The organism is Rhodanobacter glycinis, from assembly GCF_900114325.1.
Classification (GTDB): Bacteria; Pseudomonadota; Gammaproteobacteria; order Xanthomonadales; family Rhodanobacteraceae; genus Rhodanobacter_A; species Rhodanobacter_A glycinis.
In genome coordinates, this window is the sequence record NZ_FOSR01000024.1 from 26,063 (window position 1) to 35,617 (window position 9,555).

Annotated in this window: 8 protein-coding genes; 5 read left to right on the plus strand and 3 right to left on the minus strand. The window is 65.1% G+C overall.

Features of this window, described 5'->3' with window-relative positions; all coding sequences use genetic code 11:
- Window positions 1–55: 55 nt before the first annotated feature.
- The 3 genes from yidC to BMY90_RS16650 all read left to right on the plus strand — a co-directional run bounded on the left by yidC (window position 56) and on the right by BMY90_RS16650 (window position 5,121).
- Window positions 56–1,801 (plus strand): membrane protein insertase YidC, encoded by a 1,746-nt coding sequence (gene yidC, locus BMY90_RS16640; RefSeq protein WP_092705277.1) that lies wholly within the window; start codon window positions 56–58, stop codon window positions 1,799–1,801.
- Between the two features lie 136 nt (window positions 1,802–1,937).
- Window positions 1,938–3,281 (plus strand): tRNA uridine-5-carboxymethylaminomethyl(34) synthesis GTPase MnmE, encoded by a 1,344-nt coding sequence (gene mnmE, locus BMY90_RS16645; protein ID WP_092705278.1) that lies wholly within the window; start codon window positions 1,938–1,940, stop codon window positions 3,279–3,281.
- 322 nt (window positions 3,282–3,603) lie between these two features.
- Complete coding sequence (locus BMY90_RS16650) at window positions 3,604–5,121, plus strand: SulP family inorganic anion transporter (protein WP_092705279.1); 1,518 nt, start codon at window positions 3,604–3,606, stop codon at window positions 5,119–5,121.
- Window positions 5,122–5,182: 61 nt separating this feature from the next.
- Here BMY90_RS16650 and rbsK read toward each other — a convergent pair whose 3' ends face one another.
- Window positions 5,183–6,079, minus strand: a complete 897-nt coding sequence (gene rbsK / locus BMY90_RS16655) for a ribokinase (protein WP_092705280.1) — start codon at window positions 6,077–6,079, stop codon at window positions 5,183–5,185.
- A 234-nt stretch (window positions 6,080–6,313) separates the two neighbouring features.
- Here rbsK and BMY90_RS16660 point away from each other — a divergent pair, with 234 nt between their 5' ends.
- Entirely contained in the window at window positions 6,314–7,015 is a 702-nt protein-coding gene (locus tag BMY90_RS16660) for a glutathione binding-like protein (RefSeq protein ID WP_092705281.1), read from the plus strand.
- A gap of 164 nt (window positions 7,016–7,179) precedes the next feature.
- Here the strand turns inward: BMY90_RS16660 and BMY90_RS16665 are convergent, their stop codons facing one another.
- Both BMY90_RS16665 and BMY90_RS17310 read right to left on the minus strand, forming a co-directional pair.
- On the minus strand, window positions 7,180–8,898 hold the full coding sequence (locus BMY90_RS16665; RefSeq protein ID WP_092705282.1) for a thiamine pyrophosphate-dependent enzyme: 1,719 nt from the start codon (window positions 8,896–8,898) through the stop codon (window positions 7,180–7,182).
- Window positions 8,899–9,022: 124 nt separating this feature from the next.
- Complete coding sequence (locus BMY90_RS17310) at window positions 9,023–9,172, minus strand: hypothetical protein (RefSeq protein ID WP_175481610.1); 150 nt, start codon at window positions 9,170–9,172, stop codon at window positions 9,023–9,025.
- Window positions 9,173–9,336: 164 nt separating this feature from the next.
- Here BMY90_RS17310 and BMY90_RS16670 point away from each other — a divergent pair.
- A partial coding sequence (locus tag BMY90_RS16670; protein ID WP_139201789.1) for a DUF4372 domain-containing protein occupies window positions 9,337–9,555 on the plus strand: 219 nt, incomplete at its 3' end.

Sequence of the window (9,555 nt, forward strand, 5' to 3'; positions counted from 1 at the left end):
CTTCCCATCTTCCGCGGCCCGTTGTCGCGGCACCCACGATCGGATCTGCTCCGCGATGAACCAGACGCGCACGTTCCTCCTGTTTGCCTTGCTGGCGGTGGCCTACTTCCTGTTCATGGCCTGGGAAAAGGACTACGGTCCGCATCCCCCCGCGCCCGCCGTGGCCAGCTCGGCCAGTGCTGCTGCGCCGGCCAGCAGTGACAGCGTCAGCGTGCCGACGGCCAGTGGCAGTGCCGCGGTGCCCGGTGCGACGAGCCCGGCGCCGGGCGCCGCACCGGCGATCGCCAATGCCCCGGCCAAGGTCGCGCCGTCGCAGCAGGTCACCATCAGCACCGATGTGCTGCGCCTGACCGTGGATACCCGCGGCGGCAGCATCGTGCGTTCGGAGCTGCTCGACTACCCGGTCACGCCGCGCACCAAGAAGAATCCGGACCCGGCGCCGATCCGCTTGCTGGACGAAACCCCCAGCCACTACTTCGCCGCGCAGGATGGCCTGGTCAGTGCCGACGGCCCGGCCCCCGATCACCGCGCGCTGTTCCAGGCCGCACAGACCAGCTACACGCTGGCACCCGGCAAGGATGTGCTGGTGGTCGACCTGACCTGGACCGATCCGTCGGGCCTCAAGGTGGTCAAGCGCTACACCCTGCATCGCGGCAGCTACGTGGTGGATCTGGATCAGCAGATCGACAACGGCAGCGCCAAGGCATGGAATGGCAATGCCTATCGCCAGCTGCAGCGCGTCGAGCCGCCGGCTCCGCACTACAGCAATTTCCTGGCACGCATTTCCGACCAGTCGCACTACGGCTTTTTCGGTGCCGCCTGGTACAGCCCCGAGCACAAATTCAACAAGCTGGCCTTCGACAAGTTCGCCAAGGAGCCGCTGCACGCCAGTGCCACCGGTGGCTGGGTGGCGATGATGCAGCAGTATTTCGTCGGCGCGTGGATCCCCAAGGCCGGCGAAACGGACACGTTCTCCACCGCCGTGGTGAATGTCGGCAACACCTCGCGCTACCTGATCCGCAGCGTCGGTCCGCAGATCAGCGTGGCACCGGGCAAGCAGGGCGATACCAGCGCGCGTCTGTACGTCGGTCCCAAGCTGCCCGACGTGCTCGGCGCCACCGCACCCGGCTTCCAGCTCACCATCGACTACGGCATGTTGAAGATCTTCGCCGTGCCGCTGCACTGGGTGCTGGCCAAGCTGGACAAGCTCACCGGCAACTGGGGCGTGTCGATCATCCTGCTGGTGCTGCTGATCAACCTGGCCACCTACAAGCTGACCAACGCGCAGTACGCCTCCGCCGCCAAGATGCGCAAGCTCAAGCCGCGCATGGACGCCTTGAAGGAGCGTTACGGCGACGACAAGCAGAAGATGCAGCAGGCCACCATGGAGCTGTACAAGAAGGAGAAGATCAACCCGGTCGCCGGCTGCCTGCCGATGCTGATCACCATTCCGATCTTCTACGGCCTGTACTACGTGCTGCGTGACAGCGTGGAACTGCGCCAGGCGCCGTTCTTCGGCTGGATCCACGACCTGTCCGCCGCCGATCCGTACTTCGTGCTGCCCATCATCTACGCCGCCACCATGCTGATCCAGCAGCTGCTGATGCCGGCCGCCACCGGCATGGATCCGACGCAGGCGAAGATGATGAAGTTCATGCCGGTGATCTTCGCCGTGATCTTCCTGTTCTTCCCGGCCGGCCTGTGTCTGTACTACGTGGTCAACGGCTTGTGCCGCCTGGGCCAGCAGTGGTGGGTCACGAAGCGTTACGACGCGATGGACACCAAGGCCAAGACCGCCTGATGCGTTGCTTTTGCGATCATCCCTGATCGCGACGGTCAATCGCGACGATCAAACGGGCGGCCATCCTTGGCCGCACTTTTCACAAGAGCGGCCGTGCAGGGTCACCTGCGCGGCCGTCTTCGTTTACGCTTCCCGCATGAGCCAGCCCACCGACACCATCGCCGCCATCGCCAGTGCCCCCGGTGCCGCCGGTGTGGGCGTGGTGCGTGTGTCCGGACCGAGCGTGCCGCTGATCGCGCAGGCCCTGCTCGGCCGTGCGCCGCGGCCGCGGTACGCGCATTTCGTCAGCTTCCGCGACGCTGCCGGTGAAACCATCGATCAGGGTCTGTTGCTGCACTTCCCTGCTCCGGCCTCGTATACCGGCGAACACGTGCTGGAGTTGCAGGGCCATGGCAGCGCGGTGTTGCTCGATGCGTTGCTGCGCCGCGTGTGCGAACTCGGCGCGCGACTGGCGCGGCCCGGCGAATTCACCGAACGCGCGTTCTTGAACGGCAAGCTCGACCTGGCCCAGGCCGAAGCCGTCGCCGATCTCATCGCGGCGCGCTCGCAGGCCGGAGCGCGCGCTGCGCTGCAATCGATGGAAGGCGTGTTCTCGCGCAAGGTCGAGGTCTTGCTGCAGGCGCTGATCGCGCTACGCGTGCACATCGAAGCCGCGATCGACTTCCCCGAGGAAGAGATCGACTTCCTCGCCGATCCCGCGATCACCACACAACTCGAAAATCTGCGCGCCGACTTGCGCGAACTGCTGCGCGAGGCCCGCCGCGGCGTGCGTTTGAACGATGGCCTCAAGGTGGCCATCGTGGGCCGCCCCAACGCCGGCAAGTCCAGCCTGCTCAATGCACTGGCCGGCAGCGACCGCGCCATCGTCACCCCCGTCGCCGGCACCACCCGCGACGTGTTGCGCGAAAGCCTCAGCCTCGACGGCATCGCGCTGGAACTGGCCGACACCGCCGGCCTGCGCGAGACCGACGACGAAGTTGAACGCGAAGGCGTACGCCGCGCCCATGGCGAACTGCAGCGCGCCGACGTGGCGTTGCTGGTCACCACCGAGGCCGACGTCGATGCGGACCTGGCGTTCTTCGATGTACTGCCCGCCGGCGTCGAACGCATGGTGTTGATCAACAAGATCGACCTCGGGCAAACCACCCCACGCGCGGAAACCCGTGGCGGCATCGCCTGCCTGTGGGCTTCCGCGAAAACCGGTGCCGGCCTCGACGCCCTGCGCGACCGGCTGCGCCAACTGGCCGGAGCCGGCGGCGGCGAGGGCGCCTTCAGCGCACGTCGCCGCCATGTACTGGCACTGGAACAGGTCGGCACGCACCTCGGTCACACTGCCCGCATCCTCGCCACCAGTCGAGCCGGCGAACTCGCCGCCGAGGAACTGCACCGCGCCCAGCACGCCTTGGGCGAAATCACCGGCAGCTACACCAGCGACGATCTGCTCGGCGCCATCTTCGGCTCGTTCTGCATCGGCAAATAGGTCGTAGAAACCATCCTCGGTAGACGCGTGGGTAGTCTTGTCGTACCGGGGAAACAGCCATGCATGGCGATATTCGCGCTGTTCGGCCCTGACGAAGCGCGAGGCGGCGTGCTCGATGTGTGCTGCTATGCAACAATAGAGGCTCTGCGCTTGATGAAAGACCGGTACTGCACCGGTCGTGGCCCCGCCGTACCGGGCCTGTTTCGAGCGTCATTCATGCCGTCCCCCGTTTCGGCACCCTTGCACACGCGTGTGCTCCCTCCCTTCAGGTTCTGCCCTCACGTCGATGCGCGGGCAGGCTGACTTGTCCCGAGAAATACCCGTGTCGTCATCGTTTGCCGAAACCAAGAACAACATCCTGTCGGGGCTCACCGTCGCACTGGCGCTGGTGCCTGAGGCGATTGCCTTTGCCCTCGTCGCCCACGTCAATCCGCTGACTGGCTTGTACGCGGCGTTCATCATGTGCCTGATCACGGCGATGCTGGGCGGACGGCCCGGCATGATTTCCGGCGCGACCGGTTCGATGGCGGTGGTGATGGTGGCGCTGGTGGCACAGCACGGCGTCGAATATCTGTTCGCCACCGTGGTGGTGCTGGGGCTGCTGCAGGTCACGTTCGGCCTGTTCAAGTTCGGCAAATTCATCCGCATGGTGCCGCACCCGGTGATGCTCGGTTTCGTGAACGGCCTGGCCATCGTGATCTTCATGGCCCAGTTGCATCACTTCAAGCAGGCCGGGGCGGATGGATCGCTGCAGTGGTTGCACGGCTCGGCGATGTTCGTGATGCTGGGTCTGGTGGCGCTGAGCATGGCCATCATCTACCTGTTGCCGCGCCTGACGCGTGCCGTGCCGTCGGCGCTGGCGGCGATCATCATCGTGGCGTTGCTGACGCAAGTGGCCGGCATCCATACGCGCACCGTGGGCGACCTGGCCTCGATCAAGGGTGGCCTGCCGCCGTTCCATATCGCGGATGTGCCGTGGAACCTGGCGACCCTGAAAGTCGTGTTTCCCTACGCGCTGATCCTCTCGATCATCGGCCTGACCGAATCGCTGCTGACGCTGAACCTGATCGACGACATGACCGAAACGCGCGGCCAGCCGAATCGCGAATGCGTGGCGCAGGGCATTGGCAACGTGGTCAGCGGTTTGTTCTCCAGCATGGGCGGCTGCGCGATGATCGGGCAGAGCATGATCAACGTGAATGCCGGCGCCACCCGACGTCTATCCGGTATCGTGGCCGGCATCGCGTTGTTGTGCTTCATCCTGTTCGCCTCCGGCCTGATCGAACGCATTCCGCTGGCCGCACTCGTCGGCGTGATGTTCGTGGTGTCGGAGAAGACCTTCGAATGGGGCAGTGTGCGCGTGTTCGGCAAGGTGCCGCGCGCGGATGCGCTGGTCGTCGTCACGGTGACGGTGGTGACCGTTTTCACCGACCTGGCGATCGCCGTTGTTGCGGGCGTGGTCATCTCCGCGCTGGTGTTCGCGTGGCAGCACGCGAAGCAGATTCGCGTGGACGTGCGTGATGACAAAGACGGCCGTCGCGTTTATGCCTTGCGTGGCGCGCTGTTCTTTGCATCGGCCGCGCAGTTCGCCGAGTTGTTTACCCCGCGCGATGATCCCGCCGACGTCATCATCGAATTCCGCGACGCCCGCGTCATGGATCATTCCGCGATTGAGGCCATCGACGCCCTTGCCGGGCGCTACCAGCAACTCGGCAAACGCCTGCAACTGCGCCACCTCAGCGAGGACTGCCGCGAATTGCTGCACCGGGCGCGCGACATGATCGAGGTCAACGTGATGGAAGACCCGCATTACCACCTGGCGGATGATCGCCTGGGTTGAGCGGTATGATTTGATCGGCCCTGGGCGGTTGCAGTACAGCGCAGCGACCCTGCCGATGTGATCAGCTTGCTTGCTGCGCCAGCAGGGCATTTACCTCGGTCAGTGCGGGCATGCCGCCCTGCGCGCCCAGTTTCGACACCGACAACGCGGCGGCGGCGCAGGCCTTGCACACCGCTTCGGGCAGGCCTTCGTGCAGGAACACGGCCAGCGCGGCGTTGAAGGTGTCGCCGGCGCCAGTGCTGTCGACCACGTCGACCTTGAAGCTGGATTGATGCGCCGGTTCGCCCTGCTCGCGGTACCACGCGCCTTCGGCGCCGCGGGTGAGCACCACCGGGCAAGGGGCGCGTTGCATCAGCTGGCGAAAATCCTCGGCCGGGTCGGCGCCAAGCAGGGTCGCCAGTTCGAGCTGGTTGGGCGTGACGTAGCGCGCCAGCTTGAGCCAGTCGACGGGCAGCTTTTGCGCGGGAGCCGGGTTCAAGATCACCGGCACGCCGAGGCGATGACCCAGGCGCAGCGTGGCTTCCACGGCATCGAGCGGGATTTCCATCTGCACCAGCACCGCATCGGCATGGGCGATGAGCTCGCGGGCGGCTTCCACGTGTGCGGGCGTGACGCGCGCATTGGCGGCGGGTACCACCACGATCTGGTTTTCGCCGTCGGCCACGCTGATCGAGGCGGTGCCGCTGGCGCAATCGTCCAGCCGCATCACATGGGACACGTCCACGCCTTCATCGCGCAGGCCCTCGTGCATCTGCGTGCCGAAGGCGTCGTCGCCCAGCGCACCGACCAGGCTCACTTCCGCACCGAGTCGCGCCGCCGCCACGGCTTGGTTGGCGCCCTTGCCGCCGTGCACGGTGAGAAAACGTTCGCCAAGCAAGGTTTCGCCGGGCGCGGGAAAGCGCGTCGCCACGGTGACCAGGTCCATGTTGATGCTGCCGACGACGACGATACGGGTCATGCGTTTCCCTCTGGAGCGATGTTGGAATGTTTTCGACCCAGAGAGTAAACGCTGCGCCGGATGACGTGGCAAATCCGCGGGCGGTTCGAGCACTCGCGCGGCGCGCTGATCCATCATTGATGGCCGATGCGAGCAGTGCGCCGGCCCGATCGACAGACCATCATCGCTTGCTGTTTACCTTGAAAGCGCCAGCATGGCCCCGAGTTTGAAGTTTCCCCGCGCTGGAGTTCTCCCATGATCGAACTGCATTACTGGCCTACGCCGAATGGCCACAAGATCACCTTGTTCCTTGAGGAAACTGGCCTGCCCTACGCCATCAAGCCGGTGAACATCGGCCGTGGCGAGCAGTTTGCGCCGGCCTTTCTCGCCATCTCGCCGAACAATCGCATGCCGGCGATCGTCGATACCGAGCCGGCCGATGGCGGTGCGCCGATCAGCGTGTTCGAGTCCGGTGCGATCCTGCAGTATCTGGCGGAAAAGACCGGTCGCTTCCTGCCTACCGACTTGCGTGCTCGGGTCGAGGCGCTGGAATGGTTGTTCTGGCAGGTGGGCGGGCTTGGTCCGATGCTGGGCCAGAACCATCACTTCAGCCGCTACGCGCCGGAGAAGATCCCTTACGCGATCGATCGCTACGTCAACGAGACGCGGCGTTTGTATGGCGTGCTGAATGGCCGTCTGGACGGCCGTGATTTCATTGTCGACAACGACTACAGCATCGCCGACATGGCGGCTTATCCGTGGATCGTGTCGCATGAGGCGCAGGGCATGGACCTGGCCGACTTCCCGCAGCTCAAGGCCTGGTTCGAGCGCATTCGCGAACGGCCGGCCACGCAGCGGGCCTACGCGGTGGGCGACACGATCAAGGACAAGCTGGATCTGGCGAACGACGAGGAAGCGAAGCGGGTGTTGTTCGGGCAGGGGGCGGCGAAGAAGTAACTCCACCCTGCTCCTTCTCCCCTCCGGGGAGACGGTTGGGATGAGGGGCGGGTTCTCGCGGGGATGTTGCACGAGAGCGTGCTTCGATGACGGTCCGCTGCAAGATTGGCCCCTCACCTCGGTCCTCTCCCCGCAGGGGAGAGGAAGAAGCCCCGTGGTTGCAATCAATCCTCGAAGTTGCTGCGCAGCAGTTTTTCCACGTCGCCGCCACGCCCGGCCAGCACGGCCTTGGCCGAATACAGTGCGGTGTGCAGCACTTGCCCCGGCTCGATCTTCGGCGGCATCACCAGTTCGTAGCGGTTGACCTTGACGTCGAGCAGCGCGGGACCGGGTTGCGCCAGCAGCTCGCGCACGGCGTCTTCCAGTTCGTCGGCCTGCTCCACCCGGCGTGCATGGAAGCCGACGGCCTCGGCGACCTTGGCGAAGTCGGGGTTGAGCAGGTCGGTATAGCTGTCGAGCAGGCCGTCCACCTTCTGCTCCATCTCGACGAAACCGAGCGAGCTGTTGTCGTAGACCACCAGCTTGACCGGCAGCTTTTCCTGGATCGCGGTGAGCAGGTCGCCGAGCAGCATGGCGATGCCGCCGTCGCCGCACAGCGCGATCACCTGGCGTTGTGGAAACGCTTTCTGGATGCCGAGTGCCGAGGGCATCGCATTGGCCATCGTGCCATGCACCAGGCTGGTCAGCGTGCGTCGCTTGCCGTTGCTGTGGATGTGGCGCAGCAGCCACACCATCGGGCTGCCGCCGTCGGCGGTGAAGGCGGCATCGTCGCTGGCGTGCAGGTCGATGAGGTGGGTGAGGTATTGCGGATGGATCAGGCCGTCCTTGCCCGGCTGTTCCTGTTCGGCGAGCTGTTTCAGGGTGTGCTCTCGATGCTTCAGGCTGTTGCGCAGGAAGGCGTGGTCCTCGCGCGTCTGCAGCCGCGGCAGCAGGGCATCGAGGGTGGCCTTGATGTCGCCGACCACGCCGAGATCGACCGGGTGGCGACGGCCCAGGTGGGTGGCGTCGTTGTCCACCTGGATCAGGGTGGCCTCGTTCGGATAGAACTGACTCCAGGCGAAATCCGCGCCGAGCAGCAGCAAGGTGTCGCAGGCGTCGATGGCGCGGAAGCCGGATTCCACGCCGATGATGCCGGTCATGCCCATGTTGTACGGGTTGTCCGGCTCGATGAAATCCTTGGCGCGCGAGGTGTGCGCCACCGGCGCCTTCAGCTTGTCGGCCAGCGCCACCACTTCGCGCTCCGCGCCCTCGCAGCCGGAGCCGCAATACAGCACCACGCGCTTGCCGGCATTCAGCCGTTCGGCGACGGCGTCCAGTTCCGCGTCGGATGGACGCAGGACCGGCTGCGGGCGATGCACGCTGAACGGCAGGCCTTCGTCCACCTCCATGTTCGCCATGTCACCGGAGACGATGATCACCGCCACGCCATGCCTGTTCAGCGCCGTCTGCGCAGCCAGCGCGGTCACGCGGCGCGCCTGCGCGGGGGAATGGATGGGTTGGCAGAAATGGCTGCAGGTCTTGTAGATGGTTTCCAGGTCGACTTCCTGCGGGAAGTCCATGCCCAGTTCGCTGGTGGCGATCTGGGTGGCGATCAGCACCACCGGCGCGCGATTGCGGTGCGCCTCGAACAGGCCGTTGATGAAGTGGAGGCTGCCCGGTCCGCAGGCACCGGCACAGGCGGCCAGTTCGCCGCTAAGCAAGGCATCGCCACCGGCCGCCATCGCACCGGCTTCCTCGTGGCGCATGTGGATCCACTCGATCTCGCTGCGACGGACCGCGTCGGTGATGTGGTTGAGTGTGTCGCCGGCGATGCCGTAGCAGCGCTTTACGCCCGCTTGCTGCAGCGTTTCGACGATGATGTCCGCGACTTTCTTCCGGGCCATGCAAGCTCTCCACCAACGGGGCAAGGCTCCGATTGAACGGCATCGGCCGGAAAATCCGGGTGAATGCGTGCGGAGCTGTCGGTTTGTCGGCTGGAGCCGCTCACGGAAGGGGAACCAGGCGGAATCAGCCCGGATCGTGGGTGTAGTGGCGGCGAATCACATGACGCGTCATGCGCGAAAGGAGCAGGCCGCCGGCGATGCCGCCCACGCTCCTAGGGATGTTCTGGTTTTGCTCGTCATCCCAGCGGCTCTCAACAGCCGAAGGGCTGGTCAAGCCGGGATCCAGTGTCTATAGGCCATTGAAAGCAAAGACGCTGGATTCCTGCTTTAGCACACTGCTGTCCGGAATAAATCCAGCCATGGGAGCGAGAAGCGTTGCGGGCCAACGGTTGGGGGTGTACACCCCCGAGCGCCAACTCAAAAACCGGGGCCCGCAACATGTTCAGCATAAGCCGATTCCATGCACTGACGAAGCATCTCCCGCGTGGCGTGTTTGATCGCGCCGTCGAGCGGTGCGAGGCCGACAAGTACAGCAAGGGATTTGGTCGCTGGCAGCAGTTGCTGGCGATGGTCTACGCACAGCTTTCCGGTGCCGATAGCCTGCGCACGGTGGAGGTCGGGTTCAACGCACAAACCGAGCACCACTACCATCTGGAT

Coding starts and splice junctions, on each gene's coding strand:
- yidC (WP_092705277.1), top strand. CDS start 56: ATGAACCAGACGCGCACGTTCCTCCTGTTTGCCTTGCTGGCGGTGGCC.
- mnmE (WP_092705278.1), top strand. CDS start 1,938: ATGAGCCAGCCCACCGACACCATCGCCGCCATCGCCAGTGCCCCCGGT.
- rbsK (WP_092705280.1), bottom strand. CDS start 6,079: ATGACCCGTATCGTCGTCGTCGGCAGCATCAACATGGACCTGGTCACC.
- BMY90_RS16660 (WP_092705281.1), top strand. CDS start 6,314: ATGATCGAACTGCATTACTGGCCTACGCCGAATGGCCACAAGATCACC.
- BMY90_RS16665 (WP_092705282.1), bottom strand. CDS start 8,898: ATGGCCCGGAAGAAAGTCGCGGACATCATCGTCGAAACGCTGCAGCAA.